25 protein-coding genes are annotated in these 20,121 nt (G+C 63.2%); 2 read left to right on the forward strand and 23 right to left on the reverse strand.

Annotated elements, in window-relative coordinates:
- Positions 1–24 precede the first annotated feature (24 nt).
- Complete coding sequence (locus A9762_RS12180; protein ID WP_069342305.1) at positions 25–1,410, reverse strand: cytochrome bc complex cytochrome b subunit; 1,386 nt, start codon at positions 1,408–1,410, stop codon at positions 25–27.
- A gap of 2 nt (positions 1,411–1,412) precedes the next feature.
- Complete coding sequence (gene petA, locus A9762_RS12185; RefSeq protein WP_069342306.1) at positions 1,413–2,027, reverse strand: ubiquinol-cytochrome c reductase iron-sulfur subunit; 615 nt, start codon at positions 2,025–2,027, stop codon at positions 1,413–1,415.
- 430 nt (positions 2,028–2,457) lie between these two features.
- Here petA and mscL point away from each other — a divergent pair, with 430 nt between their 5' ends.
- Positions 2,458–2,904 (forward strand): large conductance mechanosensitive channel protein MscL, encoded by a 447-nt coding sequence (mscL, locus tag A9762_RS12190; protein ID WP_069342307.1) that lies wholly within the window; start codon positions 2,458–2,460, stop codon positions 2,902–2,904.
- Between the two features lie 121 nt (positions 2,905–3,025).
- Here the strand turns inward: mscL and A9762_RS12195 are convergent, their stop codons facing one another.
- A complete protein-coding gene (locus A9762_RS12195; protein ID WP_069342308.1) occupies positions 3,026–3,775 on the reverse strand; it encodes a Nif3-like dinuclear metal center hexameric protein in 750 nt (249 codons plus the stop codon).
- An 18-nt stretch (positions 3,776–3,793) separates the two neighbouring features.
- Between A9762_RS12195 and A9762_RS12200 the strand changes: the two genes are divergently transcribed.
- Complete coding sequence (locus tag A9762_RS12200; RefSeq protein ID WP_069342309.1) at positions 3,794–5,011, forward strand: Do family serine endopeptidase; 1,218 nt, start codon at positions 3,794–3,796, stop codon at positions 5,009–5,011.
- Positions 5,012–5,315: 304 nt separating this feature from the next.
- Here A9762_RS12200 and tatC read toward each other — a convergent pair whose 3' ends face one another.
- The 20 genes from tatC to A9762_RS12300 all read right to left on the reverse strand — a co-directional run bounded on the left by tatC (position 5,316) and on the right by A9762_RS12300 (position 19,837).
- Positions 5,316–6,119: a twin-arginine translocase subunit TatC gene (tatC, locus tag A9762_RS12205; protein ID WP_069342310.1), complete on the reverse strand. Its 804-nt coding sequence runs from the start codon at positions 6,117–6,119 to the stop codon at positions 5,316–5,318.
- Between the two features lie 112 nt (positions 6,120–6,231).
- Complete coding sequence (gene tatB / locus A9762_RS12210) at positions 6,232–6,774, reverse strand: Sec-independent protein translocase protein TatB (protein WP_069342311.1); 543 nt, start codon at positions 6,772–6,774, stop codon at positions 6,232–6,234.
- A gap of 12 nt (positions 6,775–6,786) precedes the next feature.
- Positions 6,787–7,032, reverse strand: coding sequence for a Sec-independent protein translocase subunit TatA (gene tatA / locus A9762_RS12215; RefSeq protein WP_069342312.1), 246 nt, complete (start codon positions 7,030–7,032; stop codon positions 6,787–6,789).
- A gap of 296 nt (positions 7,033–7,328) precedes the next feature.
- On the reverse strand, positions 7,329–7,703 hold the full coding sequence (locus tag A9762_RS12220; RefSeq protein WP_069342313.1) for a histidine triad nucleotide-binding protein: 375 nt from the start codon (positions 7,701–7,703) through the stop codon (positions 7,329–7,331).
- A gap of 60 nt (positions 7,704–7,763) precedes the next feature.
- Entirely contained in the window at positions 7,764–8,081 is a 318-nt protein-coding gene (locus tag A9762_RS12225; protein WP_069342314.1) for a hypothetical protein, read from the reverse strand.
- Between the two features lie 222 nt (positions 8,082–8,303).
- Positions 8,304–8,660, reverse strand: a complete 357-nt coding sequence (locus A9762_RS12230) for a phosphoribosyl-ATP diphosphatase (RefSeq protein ID WP_069342315.1) — start codon at positions 8,658–8,660, stop codon at positions 8,304–8,306.
- A 5-nt stretch (positions 8,661–8,665) separates the two neighbouring features.
- Positions 8,666–9,067 carry a phosphoribosyl-AMP cyclohydrolase gene (gene hisI, locus A9762_RS12235; protein ID WP_069342316.1) on the reverse strand — a complete coding sequence of 134 codons (402 nt, stop codon included), beginning with the start codon at positions 9,065–9,067 and terminating at the stop codon, positions 8,666–8,668.
- Between the two features lie 17 nt (positions 9,068–9,084).
- Complete coding sequence (gene hisF / locus A9762_RS12240; RefSeq protein ID WP_069342317.1) at positions 9,085–9,858, reverse strand: imidazole glycerol phosphate synthase subunit HisF; 774 nt, start codon at positions 9,856–9,858, stop codon at positions 9,085–9,087.
- A 38-nt stretch (positions 9,859–9,896) separates the two neighbouring features.
- The gene (hisA, locus tag A9762_RS12245) at positions 9,897–10,646 is read right to left on the reverse strand and encodes a 1-(5-phosphoribosyl)-5-[(5-phosphoribosylamino)methylideneamino]imidazole-4-carboxamide isomerase (protein WP_069342318.1); all 750 of its coding nucleotides are present in this window, start codon (positions 10,644–10,646) and stop codon (positions 9,897–9,899) included.
- A 191-nt stretch (positions 10,647–10,837) separates the two neighbouring features.
- Complete coding sequence (hisH, locus tag A9762_RS12250) at positions 10,838–11,479, reverse strand: imidazole glycerol phosphate synthase subunit HisH (protein ID WP_069342319.1); 642 nt, start codon at positions 11,477–11,479, stop codon at positions 10,838–10,840.
- Positions 11,476–12,102 (reverse strand): MarC family protein, encoded by a 627-nt coding sequence (locus A9762_RS12255; protein ID WP_069342320.1) that lies wholly within the window; start codon positions 12,100–12,102, stop codon positions 11,476–11,478. The genes hisH and A9762_RS12255 overlap by 4 nt, the downstream gene beginning before the upstream one ends.
- A 161-nt stretch (positions 12,103–12,263) precedes the next feature.
- Positions 12,264–12,851, reverse strand: coding sequence for an imidazoleglycerol-phosphate dehydratase HisB (hisB, locus tag A9762_RS12260; protein WP_047906164.1), 588 nt, complete (start codon positions 12,849–12,851; stop codon positions 12,264–12,266).
- A 27-nt stretch (positions 12,852–12,878) separates the two neighbouring features.
- Positions 12,879–13,943, reverse strand: a complete 1,065-nt coding sequence (gene hisC / locus A9762_RS12265) for a histidinol-phosphate transaminase (protein ID WP_069342321.1) — start codon at positions 13,941–13,943, stop codon at positions 12,879–12,881.
- Positions 13,944–13,984: 41 nt separating this feature from the next.
- Positions 13,985–14,557: a hypothetical protein gene (locus A9762_RS12270; RefSeq protein ID WP_069342322.1), complete on the reverse strand. Its 573-nt coding sequence runs from the start codon at positions 14,555–14,557 to the stop codon at positions 13,985–13,987.
- A gap of 1 nt (position 14,558) precedes the next feature.
- On the reverse strand, positions 14,559–15,881 hold the full coding sequence (gene hisD / locus A9762_RS12275; protein ID WP_069342323.1) for a histidinol dehydrogenase: 1,323 nt from the start codon (positions 15,879–15,881) through the stop codon (positions 14,559–14,561).
- Positions 15,878–16,567 carry an ATP phosphoribosyltransferase gene (gene hisG, locus A9762_RS12280; protein WP_044457289.1) on the reverse strand — a complete coding sequence of 230 codons (690 nt, stop codon included), beginning with the start codon at positions 16,565–16,567 and terminating at the stop codon, positions 15,878–15,880. The genes hisD and hisG overlap by 4 nt, the downstream gene beginning before the upstream one ends.
- Entirely contained in the window at positions 16,564–17,904 is a 1,341-nt protein-coding gene (gene murA / locus A9762_RS12285; RefSeq protein WP_139133193.1) for a UDP-N-acetylglucosamine 1-carboxyvinyltransferase, read from the reverse strand. The genes hisG and murA overlap by 4 nt, the downstream gene beginning before the upstream one ends.
- Positions 17,901–18,140: a BolA family protein gene (locus A9762_RS12290; RefSeq protein ID WP_044457291.1), complete on the reverse strand. Its 240-nt coding sequence runs from the start codon at positions 18,138–18,140 to the stop codon at positions 17,901–17,903. The genes murA and A9762_RS12290 overlap by 4 nt, the downstream gene beginning before the upstream one ends.
- A gap of 18 nt (positions 18,141–18,158) precedes the next feature.
- Complete coding sequence (locus A9762_RS12295; protein ID WP_139133194.1) at positions 18,159–18,914, reverse strand: ABC transporter permease; 756 nt, start codon at positions 18,912–18,914, stop codon at positions 18,159–18,161.
- Positions 18,911–19,837 carry an ABC transporter ATP-binding protein gene (locus A9762_RS12300; protein ID WP_069342325.1) on the reverse strand — a complete coding sequence of 309 codons (927 nt, stop codon included), beginning with the start codon at positions 19,835–19,837 and terminating at the stop codon, positions 18,911–18,913. The genes A9762_RS12295 and A9762_RS12300 overlap by 4 nt, the downstream gene beginning before the upstream one ends.
- Between the last annotated feature and the right edge of the window lie 284 nt (positions 19,838–20,121).

A 20,121-nucleotide genomic window follows, 5' to 3' on the forward strand; every position in this document is an offset into this window, starting at 1 on the left:
TCCCTAGTCGTCGTTTGAGTGCGCTCAATGCGCCGCGAAGGTCACGCGCTCCGGCACCGGCTTGAAGGTGCCGCGCTTGCTCCACAGCGGCATCAGCCAGAAGAATCCGAAGTAGTACAGCGCGCCGACCTGCGAGATGGCGGTCTTCACGGGCGTCGGCTCCTGGATCCCCAGATAGCCCAGCACCGCGAAAATGACGACGAGAATACCCAGCAACACCTTGTGGAAGCCCGGACGATAACGGATCGACTTCACCGGGCTATGGTCCAGCCACGGCAGGAAGAACAGCGTCACCACGGCGCCGCCCATCACCACCACGCCCCAGAACTTGGCTTCCGTCAGGAACATGAACACCAGCAACAGGACCACACCGCCGGACGCCGCCACTTTGGTCGTCACGGCCGCGCGCCCCTTGATCCACCAGACCGCCGTCACGAGCACGGCGATACCCATCAGCAGATGCTTGAAATCGTCCGTCGTGGCCCGCAGCATCGAGTAGAACGGCGTGAAATACCACACCGGAGCGATGTGCGGTGGGGTCTTGAGCGGGTCGGACGGGATGAAGTTGTTGGCTTCGAGGAAGTACCCCCCCATCGTCGGCGCGAAGAACACGATGGCCGAGAACACCATCAGGAACACGCCCACGCCCATGATGTCGTGCACCGTGTAATACGGGTGGAACGGAATGCCGTCGAGCGGGCGGCCGTTGGCGTCCTTCTTGTCCTTGATCTCGATGCCGTCCGGGTTATTCGAGCCGACTTCGTGCAGCGCGATGATGTGCGCAACGATCAGCCCGATGAGCACCAGCGGGATCGCGATCACGTGGAACGCGAAGAAGCGGTTGAGCGTGGCGTCGGAGACGACGTAGTCGCCGCGAATCCACAGCGACAGGTCCGGGCCGATGAACGGGATGGCCGAGAACAGGTTCACGATCACCTGCGCGCCCCAGTACGACATCTGGCCCCACGGCAGCAGATAGCCCATGAACGCTTCTGCCATCAGGCACAGGAAGATCAGACAGCCGAACACCCACACCAGCTCGCGCGGCTTGCGGTACGACCCGTACAGCAACCCCCGGAACATGTGCAGATACACCACAACGAAGAACATCGAGGCGCCCGTCGAGTGCATGTAACGGATCAGCCAGCCCCACGGGACTTCGCGCATGATGTACTCGACCGACGCGAACGCGAGGTTGGCGTCGGGCTTGTAGTTCATCACCAGAAAGATGCCAGTGAGGATCTGGATCACCAGCACCAGCATGGCCAGCGAGCCGAAGAAGTACCAGAAATTGAAGTTCTTGGGGGCGTAATACTCGGACGCGTGGTCCTTCCAGAGCTGTGTGAGCGGAAACCGGCGATCGATCCAGCCCAGCAAGCCCGTCGTGTCGACCTGTTTGTCGGCGGCCATGATTACGCTTCTCCTTTTTCGTCTTTACCGATCACGATCTTGGTGTCGTTCACGAACATGAAACGAGGAACGTCGAGATTCTTTGGCGCCGGCTTGTTTTTGTAGACGCGCCCGGACATGTCGTAGGTCGAGCCGTGGCACGGGCAGAGGAAACCGGGATCGTTGCCCAGCGCAGGGATGGTCTTTGCCTGATAAGGGCCGGAGGGGATGCAGCCCAGATGGGTGCAAACGCCGATGACCACCAGCAGGTCCTTATGCTCGATCCGCGTGCGAAATTCGTTCTTCGCGTACTCGGGCATCGGGAAGCTGAAGGTTTCCTTGGAGTCCGGATCGGCCAGCTCAGCCGTCACTTTGGACAGCGAAGCCATTTCGTCCGGGGTACGACGCACGATCCAGACGGGAAGTCCCCGCCAGGCCACGGTCATCTTCTCGCCGGGCTTCAGGCCGCTGATATCGGCTTCGACGGGTGCTCCGCCAGCCTTGGCGCGCTCCGAGGGTTCGAGGGAACTGACGAAAGGAACCAACGTTGCAACGCCGCCCACGCCTCCAGCTACGGACGTTGCAATCAACAGATTCCGGCGGCTACTGTCGACGGCCTTTTCTTGATTGTCACTCATCACAAGCCCCACACGGTTGAATTTGTATTTCCGTCAACCTTAAATCATACGCGAGCGTAAATGCCTGAAACAACGGCAAAACGCCCCAGTCTCCTAGTGGTTTTCGCGTATTTTCAAAGGATTAACGTACCCTGCGGGTGGCTACCGCCCACCCGGGGTTTCGCTTCTGGGATGCTGCACGAGAACCGCTATGATCGCCGCTTTCGTTGACGCGTGCACGACATTTAGTCATCATTTTCCTTGTCTCGCCCCGGTGACATCGTGCGTGGCCTGTGGCAATCGCGTGACATTGATGGACGTTTTGATCGACGTCGGCGATGCCGTCATCCCGAGACCCGCATGAGATTACCGGTCAAATCAATGCCAATTCGTGATGGCTGGTGCAGCGATGCTCCCCCCGGCCATTCATCAAAAACAGCGGAGGAATGGCATGAGCTTCATGTCGGAATTCAAGGAATTTGCCGTCAAGGGCAACGTGGTCGACCTGGCCGTCGGTGTGATCATCGGCGGCGCGTTCGGCAAGATCGTCGATTCGGTGGTCAAGGACCTGATCATGCCGATCGTCGGTGCGATCTTCGGCGGGCTGGACTTCTCCAGCAAGTTCATCCTGCTGGGCGCGATCCCGCCGGACTTCAAGGGGAATCCGACGTCTTACGCCGACCTCACCAAAGCCGGCGTGGCGGTATTCGGGTACGGCAACTTCATCACCGTGGCCCTGAACTTCCTGATTCTGGCGTTCATCATCTTCCTGATGGTCAAGCAGATCAACCGCCTCAAGCGCCCGGCGCCGGAAGCCGCGGCCGCCCCGGCCCCGACGCCGGAAGACATCGTTCTGCTGCGCGAAATCCGCGACAGCCTCAAGAAGCAGAACGGGTAAAGCTCGGGCATCAGGCGTCGCATGGGGACGGTCGGCGGCATGCTGGCCGCCCTTGCCGTCGGCTCCCGCCAGAAGTCTCTGCAGATCACTCGCGGGGCTACCTCTGCGGCGAGCGGCGCTGTCAGGCCGGGTTCGGCATATCGAAGAAGCGATGTTCGAGGCCGAACCGCCCGGCCAGGTGCTCGCCAACGGCCCTGGCGCCGCCGCGCTCGGTCGCGTGATGGCCCGCCGCGAGATATCCCACGCCGCTCTCCAGCGCGAGATGTTGCGTCGGCTCGGACACTTCACCGCTGATATACACGTCCGCCCCGGCAGCAATCGCCGCTTCGAAGAAGCCTTGCGCCCCGCCGGTGCACCACGCCACACGGCGAATTTCGCGCCCCGGATCGCCCAGCATCAGCGGCTTGCGTCCCAATTGCTGGTCGACGTGAGCGGCAAGGGCCGCCAGCGTCGTCGGTCGCGCCGGCGTGCCGAGCCATCCGAGTTGATCGGGGCCAAAGCGGCCGCCATCATCGGCAAACCCCAGCAATTTACCGAGTTGTGCGTTATTGCCCAGTTCGGGATGCGCGTCGAGCGGCAGGTGGAAAGCGAACAGGTTGATGTCGTGACCGATCAGCAGCCCGAGACGCTTGCGTTTCATCCCGGTAATGCGGGCATCTTCGTTCTTCCAGAAATAACCGTGATGAACGAGGACGGCATCGGCACCCCAGTCGCGCGCGGCCTCGAGAAAGGCCAGACTGGCGGTCACACCGGTGGCGATCTTCTGGATCTGGTCGCGCCCTTCGACCTGTAGGCCGTTGGGGCAGTAATCGCGAAATTGCGCGATTTGCAGGGTATCGTTCAGATACAATTCGAGTTCAACACGATTCATATAAGGTCTCGCTCTTTCATGCTCAGACGCTTCTGGCTACTGTTCGCGCAAGCGGTCACCGTGCTGCTTGCGTTGCTCTTCATCATCGCCACTCTCAAGCCTCAGTGGCTGCAACGCCAGGGTTCGTTCGGCAAGCAACTGGCCAATCCGATCATCGCCTTGCAGGAAGTCGCACCAAGCCTGTCCGACAAGCCGGCGACCGGCTCGTACGCCGACGGCGCGCAAAAGGCCATGCCTGCGGTCGTCAGCATTTTTTCCAGCAAGGAACAAAAGCAGAATCGCGATCCGCGCCTCGATGATCCGCTGTTCCGCTATTTCTTCGGCGACGGCGGCGGCACGGTGCGTCAGGACCCGGTGTCGAGTCTCGGTTCCGGCGTGATCGTGAGCAGCGAGGGCTATATTCTCACGAATCACCACGTGGTGGACGGCGCCGACGAGATCGAAGTCGCCCTCGCCGACGGTCGCAAGGCCCGCGCCAAGCTGGTCGGCAGCGACCCCGAGACCGATCTGGCCGTGCTCAAGATCACGCTCGACAACCTGCCCGCCATCACGCTCGGCAGAATGGATCAGGTGCGCGTCGGCGATGTAGTGCTCGCCATCGGCAACCCGTTCGGCGTCGGTCAGACAGTCACGATGGGCATCATCAGCGCGCTGGGGCGTAATCACCTCGACATCAGCACGTTCGAGAACTTCATTCAGACGGATGCCGCGATCAACCCCGGCAATTCGGGCGGTGCGCTGGTGGACGTGAACGGCAACCTGCTGGGTATCAACACGGCCATTTACTCGCGTAGCGGCGGCAATATGGGCATTGGCTTCGCGATTCCCGTGTCGACGGCCCGCTCGGTGCTCGAAAGCATCATCACGACCGGCGGCGTCACGCGCGGCTGGGTCGGGGTCGAGCCGCAGGACATCACGTCCGATATCGCCGAGTCGTTCGGGCTTCAGCAGGATTCGGGCGTCATCATCGCGGGTGTCGTGCAAGGCGGCCCGGCCGACAAGGCGGGCGTTCAGCCGGGCGATATCCTGACGAAGGTGAACGACGAGTCGATTCGCGACACGACCGAACTGCTCAACGTCATCGCCCAGATCAAGCCGGGCGCGCAGGCCAAGCTGCATGTCACGCGCAAGAAGAAGGAGCTGGACCTGACGGTGACGATCGGCAAGCGTCCGCCCCCGCCCAAGCGCGCGGTACAAGACGACGACGACGGCAGCGACGAAAACAACGCCGACTGATCGGCGCGACGCCCGGACCGATGTCCGGCGTCGGGGCGACTGCCCCGCTGAAAGACTAAACGGCTGCGCTTCGGCGCGGCCGTTTTCGTTTGAACGCCCGTGGACGCGTGCCGTGACGTCTTTGCCGAACGACTGCCGACCGCCATCCACGAATCGGCACGCCGGTGACAGGCGCCCGGAGCTGTGCGTCGTGCGTCGTGCGTCAGTATCTGCGGACAACAAAAAAGCACGGGGCGATACCCGTGCTTTTTGTGTCGATGCTGGTTGGGAAACTGCCCTGCTGCACTACCGTCCGATCGGACGATTACGACGTAGCTTCCCCGTTCCCTTCGCTATCGCTCTTCTCACCGCTCTGCGGCTGCTGTCCTTGCTTGACGAACAAACGGGCAGCAATCAGGCCGAGTTCGTAAAGGATACACAGCGGCACAGCGAGCAACAGTTGCGAGAGGATGTCCGGCGGCGTCACCACGGCCGCGAGCACGAACGCCCCGACCACCACGTACGGGCGAATCTGCTTGAGCTTTTCGATACTCACCACGCCCATGCGCGCGAGCACCACGACGACCACCGGCACCTCGAACGTGACGCCGAACGCCATGAACATCGTGAGGACAAAACTCAGGTAATTGTCGATATCGGTGTTCATCTCCGCGCCCAACGGCTGGTTGTAATGCGCGATGAAGTGGAACACCGTCGGGAAGACGAGGAAGTACGCGAACGCCATGCCGATCAGAAACAGCGTGTAGCTGCTCACGACCAGCGGCATCACCAGCTTCTTCTCATGCTGATACAGGCCCGGCGCGATGAACGCCCAGATCTGATACAGCACGATCGGCAGCGCGATCACGAACGCGACCATCAGCGTGACCTTCATCGGGACGAAGAACGAACCGGTGATGTCGGTGACGATCAGCTTGCCGTCGGCCGGCAGCGACTGCGTGAGCGGACGGGCAAGCAGCCGGAAGATGTCCGGTGCCCAGTAGACCAGCGAAAGGAACACCACGATCACCGCCGTACCCGCACGAATGATGCGGTTGCGCAGCTCGATCAGGTGCGAGATGAAGGTCTCTTCGGCGCCCCCGTCGGGGATTTGTTTCTCGTCGCTCACGTCGACTTATCCAGGAATGAAGCCGGCACAGGGCCAGATGGCGGGAAGTTCGGGCGGTTTAACTCGGAAGCTCGCGGGGCTCTCGGCAGGTCTCGGAAGGCCTCGTGATCCCTCAGAAGAACTTGACGGGCCGGCGCAGCTTGGCCGGTGTATGACGCGCCACGCGTGCCGCCCCCGACTGTACGCGCGTACGCGTAGTGCTCGCCTGCTTGAACCAGATGGGCGTAGCAGCCCGGCGCACGCGCCAGTTGCGGCGCTTGGTCGACGCGCGAATGCTCGACGTCACCACCGGTTCGGCGAGATAGCTGTCGGAATACCCGGTCGCCGCATCGGTGCCGCCACCGGCGATTTCGCCGGAGGACGTGCCGGTCGCACTTGCCCAGGCATCGTTAAGCGACGCCTCCTGCTCATGCAACTGCTTCTGAACGGTGTTTTGAGCGCTGCGGGCCGCGTCCTCGAACTGGGTGCGCATGTTGCGCAACTCGTCGAGTTCCATCTCGCGGCTCACTTCCGCCTTCACGTCGTTGATGTAGCGTTGCGCGCGCCCGAAGAGCGCGCCCGCCGTACGAGCGACCTTGGGCAGACGCTCAGGACCGATCACGACCAGCGCAACCACGCCGATCAACATCAGTTTGGAAAGACCGAGATCGATCATGTCGACGCCGGCTTAGCCTTGCTTGTGATTGCTCGCGTCCTTGGCCTGCACGTCGATGGTGGTCGAATCGCGCAGTTCCTTGGCAGCCGCCGGGTCTTCCTTGGCACCGGGGGCGCCTTCGCCTTCCTTCATGCCATCCTTGAAGCCCTTGACTGCGCCACCGAGGTCGCTGCCGATGTTACGCAGCTTCTTGGTGCCGAAAACCATCATCACGATCACCAGCACGATCAGCCAGTGCCAAATACTCAACGAACCCATGACCACTCTCCTTGCGTTTGCTGACCTCTGCCGCTTCGCGGCGAGGTTTTATCGAGCGCGACTGCTGACGACCTCATGGCCTGCCACGCAGTGGCGCTGTGTTTGCCCCGTGTTTCGCGATTACGTGCCCCATTGTGGCACATCACACGTCACGTCCAGCATCGTAACCGGGCACGGCGCCGGGTAGAAATAAATGTTTCGTGAAACCTTTCCCGATGCGGGAGCGTTGCACGTTCCCGGCATATAACGCGGCAAGATGTCACGTTATTCCCGGAAAACCCGTCTTTTATACGCGCTTACATGCGCTTCCACGGCCGCGGTCCGGCCAGGATATGCATGTGGAGATGATAAACCTCCTGGCCGCCGCCGGGCCCGGTGTTCATCACGACGCGAAACCCGTTGCCCTCGATGTTCGACGCATCGCCGTCGAAGCGATATCCCTGCTCCGCCGCCAGCTTCGGCGCGAGCAGCATCATCTTGCCCAGCAGCGCCTGATCTTCCGGCTGGCAGTCCTGCAACGTCGCGATGTGCTTGCGCGGCACCATCAGCAAATGCAGGTCCGCCGCCGGATTGATGTCCTTGAACACCACGACATCGTCGTCGGCGTAGACCTGAGCGCTCGGGATCTGCCCGGCGACGATTTTGCAGAAGATACAGTTGTCGTGCGTCATGCGTGTGTCGTCCTCTATGGCTCTTTGTACTTTGCGTGGGATCGAAGCGCCGCCCTGTCGTCAGACGCGCTTCACATACATGGGTTTGCCGTCGTTCAGATAGAGCCAGCCCTTGACGATCCGGTACAGCGTCCAGATGAGCAACGCCCAGAGAATCGCAAAGCCGACAAGCACGAACGCCAGCGCGAAACCGATCACGCCCCAGACCACCGACCACCAGAAGGTGCGGATCTGCCACGTGAAGTGGGAGGCGTAAAGCGTGCCGACCGCGTCGTCGCGCTTGATGTAGTTGATGATGATGGCCACGATGGCCGTCACACCGCCCGTGAGCCAGAACAAGGCATAGAGCGCGTAGAGCACGTGCGTGAGCTTGCGCATCGCACGCTCCTGCTCCTCGGTAGGCGCATTCACGATATTGGGCGGTTGAGAGGTATAGGGGGTATAGGGATGGTCCGGGCTGCCGGGGGAGCCGGACGAGCCGGGGCTATGCGGATCGTTCATGAAGCGCCTCCTACTGAGAGCCTGCGCGCCCCGACGTCACGAAACGGTCGGGGGCAGCAGTGTCGGACAGATGAAAATGTCGCCGGCAAAACCGCAGAATCAGTCCGCGTGTTCGCCGCGCGTACCGCGTTGTGCTTTCTCGACAAGTCCCGACAATCCTTCGCGGCGCGCCAGCTCGGCGAGCACTTCGTTCGGGCTCAGGTCGTGATGCGCGAGCAGCACCATGCAGTGAAACCACAGATCGGCAGTTTCGCTGACCAGCTTCTGGCGCAGATCGTCGGCTCCGCCAATGCGGATGTCCTTGGCCGCGAGCACGACTTCCGTGGCCTCTTCGCCGATCTTCTTGCAAATGGCGTCGTCGCCCTTGTGGAACAGACGGGCAACGTACGACTTGTCCGGATCGCCGCCGCGGCGCGAGGCGATCACTTCGGCAACACGTTCGAGCGTATCGTTCATGGTGCTCACTTGTCGTAGATCTTGCTGGGGTCCTTGAGCACCGGCTCGACGGTGGTCCACTGACCTTCCTCGACGTTGCCCTCGAACTTCTGGAAGAAGCAGGAATGACGGCCGGTGTGGCACGCGATCCCGTCGTTCTGCGTCACCTTGAGCAGCACCACGTCTTCATCGCAATCGAGACGGATCTCGTGCACCTTCTGCACGTGGCCCGACTCTTCGCCCTTGTGCCACAGACGCTTGCGCGAGCGCGAGTAATAGACGGCTTCGCCAAGTTCCACCGTGCGCGCCAGCGCTTCCCGGTTCATCCAGGCGAACATCAACACGTCGTTGCTGCCGACTTCCTGCGCGATCACGGGCACGAGGCCCTGCGCGTCCCAACTTACCTTGTTCAGCCAATCCTGGGTCATGATGCGTCGATTTCCGTTCAGAGGCGTACCGAAATGCCCTTGTCGGCCATGAAGCGCTTCGCTTCGCCGACCGTGTGCTCACCGTAGTGGAAGATGCTCGCAGCGAGCACGGCGTCCGCATGGCCTTCGGTCACACCGTTAGCCAGATCGGCCAGCGATCCCACGCCGCCCGAGGCGATCACGGGAATGCTCACGGCATCGGACACCGCACGCGTAAGCGCCAGATCAAAGCCGCTCTTGGTACCGTCGCGATCCATGCTCGTGAGCAGGATCTCACCGGCGCCCAGCGCCTCGATCTGCTTCGCCCAGGCCACGGCGTCCAGGCCCGTGTTCTTGCGCCCGCCGTGCGTGAAGACTTCCCAGCGCGGCGCTTCGCCGTCGGCCGAGACACGCTTGGCGTCGATCGCGACGACGATGCATTGCGAGCCGTACTTGGCAGCCGCGTCGGCCACCAGTTGCGGGTTCGCCACCGCCGACGAGTTCATGCTGACCTTGTCGGCACCCGCGTTGAGCAGACGTCGCACGTCCGCCACTTCGCGCACGCCGCCGCCCACCGTCAGCGGGATGAAGACCTGCGAGGCCACCGCTTCGATGATCGGCAAGATGAGGTCGCGTCCGTCGGAGGTCGCGGTGATGTCGAGGAACGTCAGTTCGTCAGCGCCCTGCTCGTCATAACGGCGGGCGATCTCGACGGGGTCGCCCGCGTCGCGAAGTTCGACGAAGTTGACGCCCTTGACCACGCGGCCGGCCGTCACGTCCAGACACGGGATGATGCGTTTAGCGAGAGCCATGATGTTGGCAAGCGAGACGGCACAAGCCGTCGTCTCGCTTATGCCGCTCCTTCGGAAAGCTCGTCTGCACGCGTTTGCGCCGACGAGAAATTCAGATCGCCCGAGTAGATGGCACGGCCGCAGATGACGCCTTCGACGCCTTCACTTTCGACCTTGCAAAGGGCATCGATATCGCCCAGATTCGACAGGCCGCCGCTGGCGATCACCGGCACCGTCACGGCCTGCGCGAGGCGCACGGTCGCGTCGATGTTGATGCCCTGGAGCATGCCGTCGCGGCCAATGTCGGTGTAGATGATCGACTCGACGCCGTAATCCTCGAACTTGCGCGCCAGATCCACGACTTCGTGGCCGGTGAGCTTGCTCCAGCCGTCGGTGGCGACCTTGCCGTCCTTGGCGTCGAGGCCGACGATGATGTGGCCGCCGAACGCGCTGCACGCATCGCGCAGGAAGCCCGGGTTCTTCACCGCCGCCGTACCGATGATGACGTACGACAGACCGTCGTCGAGGTAGCGCTCGATGGTACCCAGGTCACGAATGCCGCCGCCCAGTTGCACTGGGATGTCGGCGCCCACTTCCTGAATGATGGCGCGGATGGCCGCTTCGTTACGCGGCTTGCCAGCAAATGCGCCGTTCAAGTCCACCAGATGGAGACGGCGCGCGCCCTGATCGACCCAATGTCGGGCCATGGCGGCGGGGTCCTCCGAGAATACGGTGGCTTGATCCATGTCGCCTTGTTTAAGGCGAACACATTGACCGTCTTTAAGGTCGATGGCCGGGATGAGCAGCATAGGCAATCGTGAAACGTCGCTAGTGGGAAGTAAAAGGGATTCGCGAAGTACGCGGACAACACAAAACCGACCCCGGTCTTGCCGGACAACGGCGCATCGGGATCGGGTTCATCAACATGACACAGTATAAGCCGTGATGGAGAGCACGCTCTGGGAGGAAACCGGGAGCCGCCATACCGCACGGGACTTCATCAGGGCTTCCACTGCGCAAAATTGCGATAAAGCGCAAGGCCGGCCTGGGCGCTCTTTTCCGGGTGAAACTGAGTGGCGAAGATATTATCTTGGGCCACAGCACAGGTAAAGGGCACTCCATAGACCGTCTCGCCGGCCGTCAGTTCGGGCTTGGCGGGCACAACGTAGTAGCTGTGCACGAAGTAGAAGTAGCTGTCGTCGGGCACGCCGGCCCAGATCGGGTGACCGCCCTGCGTCTGGCGCACACGGTTCCAGCCCATCTGCGGCACCTTGAAGCGCGAGCCGTCGTCCTGCACCTGGCCCTCGAGGTCGAAACGCACCACGCGCCCCGGCAGCAGGCCGAGCGCGGGCGTGTTGCCCTCGTCCGACATGTCGAACAGCATCTGCTCGCCCACGCACACGCCGAACATCGGCTTGGTGGCGGCGGCCTCGACGACCGCCTCGCGCAGACCCGATTCGTTCAGGCAGCCCATGCAGTCGCGCATCGCGCCCTGACCCGGCAGCACCACGCGGTCGGCAGCGCGAATCTCGGCGGCGTCGCTGCTGATGCTCACGTCGGCCTCGGGGGCTGCGGCCCGCAGCGCCTGATAGACCGAGCGCAGGTTGCCCATTCCGTAGTCGACAATCGCAATCTTATTCATCTCAAACCCGGCAGCAGTATTTTCAAACCATCGATAATGAATTCCACGGCCAGCGCCGAGAGGATCAACCCCATCAGACGCGTGCCGATGTTGATGCCCGTGCGCCCGAGCCAGCCTTCGATCCGGCTCGCACTGCGCAACGCCACCCAGCACACCGCCCCGACACCCACGCCGATCGCCATGAGCGCCAGAATCTGCGCCCAGCCGTGCGCGCGTCCCGAGTAGATGATCACGGTACTGATCGTGCCCGGACCGGTCAGCAGCGGGATCGCGAGCGGCACCACGGCGATGTTCGGCCGCTCCTCCGCTTCATGACGCTCTTCCGCCGTCGCCCGGGTGTTGCCCGTCTGCGCGTTGATCATGTTCACCGCCATGAGCAACATGATGACGCCGCCACCGACTTCCAGCGACGCAATCGAGATGCCGAAGAAGCGAATGATCGCCTCGCCGAACAGGCCCGACCCCGCGACCACCAGCGCCACGGCAATCGCCGCGACCTTGATCGTATGGCGCTTCTCTTCGCGCGTCTGCGCGGACGTCAGGCTGATGAACAGCGGGATCGCCCCAAGCGGGTTGATCAGCGCCAGCAGCGAGATGAAGAACTTGAAGGCGTCGAGCGTCATAGGAGGCCACCGGACGATCCGGAGCGCATGGGGCACGATCACCGGCGTCCGGCCGGTCGATGAATCTTCGCAGGGGCACCGGACTTTCGGCCGGCGGGCTATCCGGCGCGTGACGCCGCTCAGGCTGGCATCACGAACCGCTCACAGACCTTTGGCAACTTTCAGAGGCTACCCTTCGTGGACGGCACGACACCCGCCGCACGCGGATCGATCTCGACCGCCATGCGCAATGCGCGACCGAACGCCTTGAACACCGTTTCGCACTGGTGATGGGCGTTGATGCCGCGCAGGTTGTCGATATGGAGCGTGACGCCCGCGTGATTCACGAAGCCGCGGAAAAATTCGATGAGCAGGTCGACGTCGAAGTTGCCCACGCGAGCGCGCGTGAAAGGCACATGGAATTCGAGGCCCGGACGACCCGAGAAGTCGATCACCACGCGCGAGAGCGCTTCGTCGAGCGGCACGTAGCTATGGCCGTAGCGCACGATACCCTTCTTGTCGCCGATGGCCTTGGCAACTGCCATGCCCAGCGTGATACCGACGTCTTCCACCGTATGGTGGTCGTCGATGTAGGTATCGCCCTTGGCCTCGATATCCATATCGATGAGGCCGTGGCGCGCGATCTGGTCGAGCATGTGGTCCAGAAACGGCACGCCGGTATCGAGGGTCTTACGGCCGGTGCCGTCCAGGTCGATCTTGACGCGTATTTGCGTTTCGCTGGTATCGCGAACGACTTCCGCAATGCGCATGATGGTGAGTTCTCGTCGTATAGCTTGTTAGAGCGATGCCGCCAGGGCGCTGACCATGGCTGCATTCTCCGTGGGGGTGCCGACCGTCAATCTGAGGCAATTGGCCAGCAATACGTGCATTTTACCCACGTTTTTGATCAACACCTTGTGCGCGAGCAGGCCAGCGTGGGTTTTGTCGGCTTCCGGCACACGCACCAGCAGGAAATTGGCGTCGCTGGGGAACACCGTCACCCCCGGCAGCGCCGCCACAGCAGCCGCCAGCCGCGTGCGCTCAGTGCGCAATTCGGCCGCCTGGGCGTCGAGCACGTCGAGATGATCGAGCATGAATTCGGCGCACGCCTGCGTCAACACGTTGACGTTATAGGGCGGACGCACCTTGTCGAGCTGGTCCAGCCACTCGACGCTGCCTGCGACATAACCCAGACGGATGCCCGCCAGGCCGAGCTTCGAGACGGTGCGCATGACCAGCAGGTTCGGGAATTCCATCACGCGCGGCATCCACGTCTTGCCGGCGAACGGCTGGTAGGCCTCGTCGATCACCACGAGCCCATTGCCGGCGGCACGCACCAGCGTCTCGATATCCGCGTCGGCGAACAGGTTGCCCGTCGGGTTGTTCGGATACGCCAGATACACCACCGCGCCCGGATGCGCCGCGATCGCATTCAGCATCGCCGGCATATCGAGCGAGAAATCGGGACGCAGCGGCACGCCGACAAACTCGATGCCCGCAAAGCGCGACGACATCTCGTACATCACGAACCCCGGCATCGGCGCGATGACCGCCGCGCCCGGGCGCGCCGTCGCCATGGCGATCATGCTGATGATTTCGTCCGAGCCATTGCCCAGCAGCAGCTTCGCCCCGGCCGGCACGCGCATCGTGCGGGCAAGCTTCTCCAGCAGTGCCTGCGGGCGAGGCGCCGGGTAGCGGTTGAGCGCCACGTCGGCCAGCCGCTGCCCCAGCGCGATGCGCAGCGCATCGGGCAGGCCGTAGGGATTCTCCATGGCGTCGAGCTTGAGGAAGCCGCTGGCATCGGGCACGGGGTACGTGCTCATGGCGAGCACATCGGGGCGGATCACTTGGCTGACGGACATGGCGATGAGTGTGAGGGAATGACGTTGGCCGAAGGTGAGGGTCAGTTGAAGGCGAACGTGAGCAACCCGGCGTCCGCACCGTCGATCTTGACGGTACAGCGCCGACCGGTCTCAACGCTGCCGAGGGCATCGGTAATACGCTGCACGCGCACGCCCGTCTGCCAGGACAGCGCCTGCGCCACGGCCGGGCTCACCCGGGTCCGAGACTCCTCGGCTTCGCAACGCATGGCGACGAGTCGGTTGCCTACACGTCCGAACACGCCGTGCGCGACCTCGTCGTCGGTGCCGCGCAACGCGGTCTTGCCGTCCAGCCGCAGCACGTAGACGTCGTTATCGAACGCCTGACGTCGCACGCACACCGTCATCTTCTCGACGGAGGCGCCTTCGAACGTGGCGTGCTGACAGTAATTACCGGCCGCATGCGCGGCCGTGCTGGCAGCCAGTCCGAAGCCGAACAGGCCAACGATGGACACGACAGCGCGCAGCACAGCCCGCATCAAGCGGGCTGGCAGCGGCAGCAACAACAGGGAAAGGGGGGCGTTTGCGCGGGTCCGACGCCGGGCCGTGGCCGGCGTCGATTGACAATACGCGGGCCGCAGGGCGTCGTCGCGCATGTCAGGACTCGTGATGCAGACGGTATTCGGCACTGCGCGCGTGCGCTTGCAGGCCTTCGCCGTACGCCAGTTCGGCCGCGATCTCGCCGAGCATGCGGGCACCGCCCTCGCTCACTTCGATGAGGCTCGAACGCTTGATGAAGTCGTACACACCCAGCGGCGACGAGAAACGCGCGGTACGCGACGTCGGCAGCACGTGGTTCGGACCAGCACAGTAGTCGCCCAGGCTTTCGCTCGTGAACTTGCCGAGGAAGATCGCACCGGCGTGGCGGATCTTGTCGCCCCACTGCTGCGGCGTCTCGGCGGAGATTTCGAGGTGCTCGGGAGCGATCACGTTGGCGATCTCGCAGGCTTCCGCCATATCGCGCACCTTCACGAGCGCGCCACGGCCTTGCAGCGATGCGGCGATCACGTCGCGACGCGGCATGTCGTCGATCTGACGCTCCAGCGAGGCGTACACGCGGGCGATGTAATCGGCGTCGGGGCACAGCAGGATCGACTGCGCGAGTTCGTCGTGCTCGGCTTGCGAGAACAGGTCCATCGCGACCCAGTCGGGGTCCGTCGAGCCGTCGCAGATCACGAGAATTTCCGACGGACCGGCGATCATGTCGATACCGACGGTACCGAACACACGGCGCTTGGCGGCGGCCACGAAGGCATTGCCCGGCCCGACGATCTTGTCCACCGCCGGCACCGTCGCGGTGCCGTACGCCAGCGCGCCGACCGCCTGCGCGCCACCGATGGTGAACACGCGGTCCACCCCGGCGATGTGCGCCGCAGCGAGCACCAGCGGGTTCTGCACGCCATCCGGCGTGGGCACGACCATGACGATTTCCTTGACGCCGGCCACGCGCGCCGGAATCGCATTCATCAGCACGGAAGACGGGTACGCCGCCTTGCCGCCCGGCACGTAGATGCCAACGCGATCGAGCGGCGTGACCTTCTGGCCCAGCACCGTGCCGTCGGACTCGGTGTACTGCCAGCTATGGCTGCCGCATTCGATGCGCTGCTTCTCGTGATAGGCACGCACGCGCGCCGCCGCGGCTTCGAGGGCTGCGCGACGCTTCGGCTCGAGACTCTCGAGCGCGGCGGCCAGCACGTCGGCCGGCAGCTCCAGCGCCGCCATGTCAGGCGCGCTCAGACGGTCGAACTTGTTGGTGTATTCGATGACGGCCGCGTCACCGCGGGTCTTCACATCAGCGAGGATTTCAGCGGCCGCACGGTCGATGGCGGCGTCTTCGCTCGCCTCGAACGCGAGCACGTCGCGCAACTGCTTCGCGAAGCCTTCGGCGGTCGAATCGAGTTTGCGAATGTCGAGTTTCATGCTGTTTGCCGGGACGCCTGCTCGAAGGCATCCAGAATAGGCTGCAACGACTCGCGCTTCAACTTGAGCGCAGCCTGATTGATCACGAGGCGGGACGAGATGTCCATGATCTCTTCCACTTCCACCAGATTGTTGGCCCGCAGCGTGCCGCCGGTGCTCACCAGATCGACGATCGCGTCGGCCAGACCCACGAGCGGGCCCAGCTCCATCGAGCCGTACAGCTTGATCAGGTCGACGTGCACGCCCTTCGCCGCGAAGTGCTCACGCGCCACATGCACGTACTTGGTCGCCACCCGCAGGCGCGCGCCCTGACGTACCGCGTTGGCATAATCGAAGCCGTTCGGTACAGCCACAGACATGCGGCAACGCGCAATGTTCAAATCGATCGGCTGGTACAGACCGCCGCCGCCGTGCTCGATGAGCACGTCCTTGCCCGCCACGCCAAAGTCGGCCGCGCCGTACTGCACGTACGTCGGCACGTCCGTCGCTCGCACGATGATGACTCGCAGGTTCGGATCGGTCGTCGGCAGAATCAGCTTGCGCGAGGTCTCCGGGTCTTCCGTGACTTCGATGCCGGCGGCTGCCAGCAACGGCAGCGTCTCCGTAAAGATACGCCCTTTCGAGAGCGCCAGCGTCAACGGTTGGGCTAGCGGCTTGGCCGACGTAGCCGACTTGGCGGAACTCATGCAATCTCTCCCTGGCGTGCTTCGACACGCCGGATTCGCGCGCCCACGGCGCACAACTTGGCCTCGATACGATGATAGCCGCGATCGAGGTGATGAATACGGTCGACGATCGTGCGGCCATCGGCCGTCAGCCCCGCGACGATCAGGCTGGCGGACGCACGCAGGTCGGTGGCCATGACATGCGCACCGGACAGGCGCTCGACGCCCGAAATGCGCGCCGTGTTGCCTTCGATGCCGATATTCGCGCCCAGACGCGTCAATTCCTGCACGTGCATGAAGCGGTTCTCGAAGATCGTCTCGACGACCTGCGACGCGCCTTGTGCAATGCAGTTCAGCGCCATGAACTGCGCCTGCATGTCGGTCGGGAACGCCGGATATTCGGACGTCCGGAAACTCACCGCCTGCGCGCGGCGATCCATCTGCACGCGCAGCCAGTCCGCACCGCCGGTCACGTTCGCGCCGGTTTCCCGCAGCTTCTCGATGACGGCGTCGAGCGTACCCGGCACCACACGGCGCAGCGTGATATCCCCGCGCGTGGCAACGGCCGCGCACAGGAACGTGCCCGCCTCGATACGATCGGGCACGACGTCGTGCGTCGCCCCATGCAGGCGGGCCACACCGGTCACCACCAGACGATCGGTGCCGATGCCTTCGATCTTCGCGCCCATCTTCACGAGCAGATGCGCCAGATCGGTCACTTCCGGCTCGCGCGCGGCATTGGCCAGCACGGTCACGCCGTCGGCCAGCGTCGCCGCCATGAGCAGGTTTTCCGTGCCCGTGACGGTAATCATGTCGGTCACCAGCGTCTCGCCGCGCAGACGCGACACGCGCGCGACGATGTCGCCATGCGTGAGCGTGATCTCGGCGCCCATCTTCTGCAAGCACTTGATGTGCTGATCGACGGGCCGCGCACCGATGGCGCAACCGCCCGGCAGCGACACCCGCGCCTCACCGCAACGGGCGAGCAGCGGACCGAGCACCAGAATCGACGCCCGCATGGTCTTGACCAGATCGTAGGGCGCTGCCGGTTCGGTGATCTGCGAAGCATCCAGCGTCACAGACTCGCCGTGGCGCTCGACCTTCACGCCCATGCGCGCGAGCAGCGTGAGCATGGTGCGCACGTCGTGCAGATCCGGGACATTGCCCAGCACCAGCGGCTCGGCCGTCAACAGGCTCGCGCACAGAATGGGCAGCGCCGCGTTCTTGGCGCCCGAGACCGTAATCTCTCCTGCCAGCCGCTCGCCGCCTTCGATTTCCAGGTGGTCCGCGGCCACTAGCTCGCCGGCGACAATCTCACCGTTGCCGGCGGCGCCAGCGTTTTCTTGCGTAATCCTCATTGCGCCTGATACTCCGCCGGCGTGAGCGTCTTCATCGAGAGCGCGTGGATTTCGGCCTTCATGCGGTCGCCCAGCGCGCCGTACACGAGTTGGTGGCGCGCGATGAGGCGCTTGCCTTCGAACTGTGCGCTCACGATGGTCGCAAAGAAGTGCTGACCGTCACCTTCGACGGCCACGTGTTCGCAAGCCAGACCGGCTTCGATGTACTGCTTGATTTGTTCGGGGGTAGGCAGCATTGCTGATCCTGGAGAAGTTCAGTGACGCAGTTTGTAGCCGCGGCGCAGCAGATTCAGCGCCACGGTTGCGAGTATCAGGAAAGTCGCGCCGACAACGGTGAGGCTCGTCGTCGGGGCCACGTCGGACACGCCGAAGAAGCCGTACCGGAACCCGTCGATCATGTAGAAGAACGGGTTGAAATGCGAGACAGCCTGCCACAAAGGCGGCAGCGAATGAATCGAGTAAAACACGCCCGCGAGGAACGTCGCCGGCATGATCAGGAAGTTCTGGAACGCGGCGAGCTGGTCGAATTTCTCGGCCCAGATGCCCGCGATCAGCCCCAGCGTGCCGAGAATCGCCGCGCCGAGGAAGGCGAAGCTGATGATCCAAAGCGGTGCGGCAAACGTGAGATGCGTGAACGTGACCGTCACCACGAAAACACCGAACCCGACCGCCAGCCCGCGCACGACCGCCGCCAGCACGTACGCACCGAACATCTCCCAGTGCGAGAGCGGGGGCAGCAGCACGAATACGAGATTGCCCGTGATTTTCGACTGGATCAGCGACGACGAACTGTTCGCGAACGCGTTCTGCAACACGCTCATCATCACCAGCCCGGGCACGAGGAAGGACGTGTACGTGATCTGGTCGTAGACCTTCACGCGATCTTCGAGCACGTGGCCGAAGATCATGAGATACAGCAGCGCGGTGAGCACCGGCGCGGCCACGGTCTGGAAGCTCACCTTCCAGAAGCGCAGCACTTCCTTGTAGAACAGCGTGCGAAAGCCGATCATGCCGTCACCTCCTGTGCACGCGAGCCCGACATGATCTGCACGAATACGTCCTCGAGATCGGCCTTCTGAATGTCGATGTCCTCGACGATACCGCCCGCCGCACGGCAGGTGGCGAGAATGGATTCCACTTCGTCGCAGCCCGACAGACGCAACGCGAACTGATGCCCGCCCGTATCCTGGCCGTCGACCAGCAACGGACGCAGCTCGGCAGGCAACGTGCCTTGCTTGAAGCGCAGTACGAGGCGCGTGCCGGCAAACCGCTGCAACAGCGACGCCGTACGTTCGAGCGCTACGACTTCACCGCGCTTGAGCATGGCGATGCGGTCGCACAGCGCTTCGGCTTCTTCGAGGTAGTGGGTGGTCAGTACGATGGTGTGACCTTCGCGATTCAGGCGCGAGATGAACTTCCAGAGTGTCTGACGCAGTTCGACGTCGACGCCAGCGGTCGGCTCGTCGAGCACGATCACCGGCGGGCGATGCACCAGCGCCTGCGCCACCAGCACGCGTCGCTTCATGCCGCCCGAGAGCTGACGCATATTCGCGTTCGCCTTGTCGGTCAGATCGAGGTTAGCCATCACTTCGTCGATCCAGTCGTCGTTACGCTTGAGTCCGAAATAGCCGGACTGAATACGCAGCGTTTCGCGCACCGAGAAGAAAGGATCGAAGACGAGTTCCTGCGGCACCACGCCGAGCTTGCGACGGGCGTTGCGGTAGTCGCGCACCACATCGTGACCGAGCACGCTGATGTTGCCCGAATCCGCGCGCGCAAGGCCCGCAAGAATGCTGATCAGCGTAGTCTTGCCGGCGCCGTTGGGCCCGAGCAGACCGAAGAATTCGCCTTCTTCGATCGAGAAGCTGACGCCTTTGAGCGCCTGCAACGCCTGATAGCGTTTTTTGACGTTACGGATTTCGATGGCGGCCATGGACTGCACGCACCCGTATCGACGGGTACGCCATTATTGTTTTTGGGATCGCATGCACTGCCATGATGGCAACGTCGATGCCCGGGAGGGGGTCACTGCCCAAAAGTCGGCAGAAAACCCCTGATTATAAAGGAAGCCGGTGGCGGCCGTGCTCACACCCCAGGTCCGGTGCTGTAACCCCGGTAACGCAGGGATCGCGCCGAAGGTGCCTCACGGCTACGGCGCACCACCGCACGTTCGCACCAGTTCGCGCACACCCATAAAAAAAGCGCCGTTCGGAGACG

This window comes from Pandoraea sp. ISTKB (genome assembly GCF_001721285.1).
Classification (GTDB): Bacteria; Pseudomonadota; Gammaproteobacteria; order Burkholderiales; family Burkholderiaceae; genus Pandoraea; species Pandoraea capi.

Coding starts and splice junctions, on each gene's coding strand:
- A9762_RS12225 (WP_069342314.1), bottom strand. CDS start 8,081: ATGCGCAAGCTCACGCACGTGCTCTACGCGCTCTATGCCTTGTTCTGG.
- petA (WP_069342306.1), bottom strand. CDS start 2,027: ATGAGTGACAATCAAGAAAAGGCCGTCGACAGTAGCCGCCGGAATCTG.
- A9762_RS12180 (WP_069342305.1), bottom strand. CDS start 1,410: ATGGCCGCCGACAAACAGGTCGACACGACGGGCTTGCTGGGCTGGATC.
- A9762_RS12195 (WP_069342308.1), bottom strand. CDS start 3,775: ATGAATCGTGTTGAACTCGAATTGTATCTGAACGATACCCTGCAAATC.
- hisI (WP_069342316.1), bottom strand. CDS start 9,067: ATGACCCAGGATTGGCTGAACAAGGTAAGTTGGGACGCGCAGGGCCTC.
- hisH (WP_069342319.1), bottom strand. CDS start 11,479: ATGAATAAGATTGCGATTGTCGACTACGGAATGGGCAACCTGCGCTCG.
- A9762_RS12295 (WP_139133194.1), bottom strand. CDS start 18,914: ATGATCGGCTTTCGCACGCTGTTCTACAAGGAAGTGCTGCGCTTCTGG.
- A9762_RS12230 (WP_069342315.1), bottom strand. CDS start 8,660: ATGAACGATACGCTCGAACGTGTTGCCGAAGTGATCGCCTCGCGCCGC.
- hisF (WP_069342317.1), bottom strand. CDS start 9,858: ATGGCTCTCGCTAAACGCATCATCCCGTGTCTGGACGTGACGGCCGGC.
- tatA (WP_069342312.1), bottom strand. CDS start 7,032: ATGGGTTCGTTGAGTATTTGGCACTGGCTGATCGTGCTGGTGATCGTG.
- A9762_RS12290 (WP_044457291.1), bottom strand. CDS start 18,140: ATGCTGCCTACCCCCGAACAAATCAAGCAGTACATCGAAGCCGGTCTG.
- A9762_RS12200 (WP_069342309.1), top strand. CDS start 3,794: ATGCTCAGACGCTTCTGGCTACTGTTCGCGCAAGCGGTCACCGTGCTG.
- hisB (WP_047906164.1), bottom strand. CDS start 12,851: ATGCGCATTGCGGAAGTCGTTCGCGATACCAGCGAAACGCAAATACGC.
- hisC (WP_069342321.1), bottom strand. CDS start 13,943: ATGTCCGTCAGCCAAGTGATCCGCCCCGATGTGCTCGCCATGAGCACG.
- A9762_RS12255 (WP_069342320.1), bottom strand. CDS start 12,102: ATGACGCTCGACGCCTTCAAGTTCTTCATCTCGCTGCTGGCGCTGATC.
- murA (WP_139133193.1), bottom strand. CDS start 17,904: ATGAGGATTACGCAAGAAAACGCTGGCGCCGCCGGCAACGGTGAGATT.
- hisD (WP_069342323.1), bottom strand. CDS start 15,881: ATGAAACTCGACATTCGCAAACTCGATTCGACCGCCGAAGGCTTCGCG.
- A9762_RS12300 (WP_069342325.1), bottom strand. CDS start 19,837: ATGGCCGCCATCGAAATCCGTAACGTCAAAAAACGCTATCAGGCGTTG.
- A9762_RS12270 (WP_069342322.1), bottom strand. CDS start 14,557: ATGCGCGACGACGCCCTGCGGCCCGCGTATTGTCAATCGACGCCGGCC.
- tatB (WP_069342311.1), bottom strand. CDS start 6,774: ATGATCGATCTCGGTCTTTCCAAACTGATGTTGATCGGCGTGGTTGCG.
- mscL (WP_069342307.1), top strand. CDS start 2,458: ATGAGCTTCATGTCGGAATTCAAGGAATTTGCCGTCAAGGGCAACGTG.
- hisG (WP_044457289.1), bottom strand. CDS start 16,567: ATGAGTTCCGCCAAGTCGGCTACGTCGGCCAAGCCGCTAGCCCAACCG.
- hisA (WP_069342318.1), bottom strand. CDS start 10,646: ATGCTGCTCATCCCGGCCATCGACCTTAAAGACGGTCAATGTGTTCGC.
- A9762_RS12220 (WP_069342313.1), bottom strand. CDS start 7,703: ATGACGCACGACAACTGTATCTTCTGCAAAATCGTCGCCGGGCAGATC.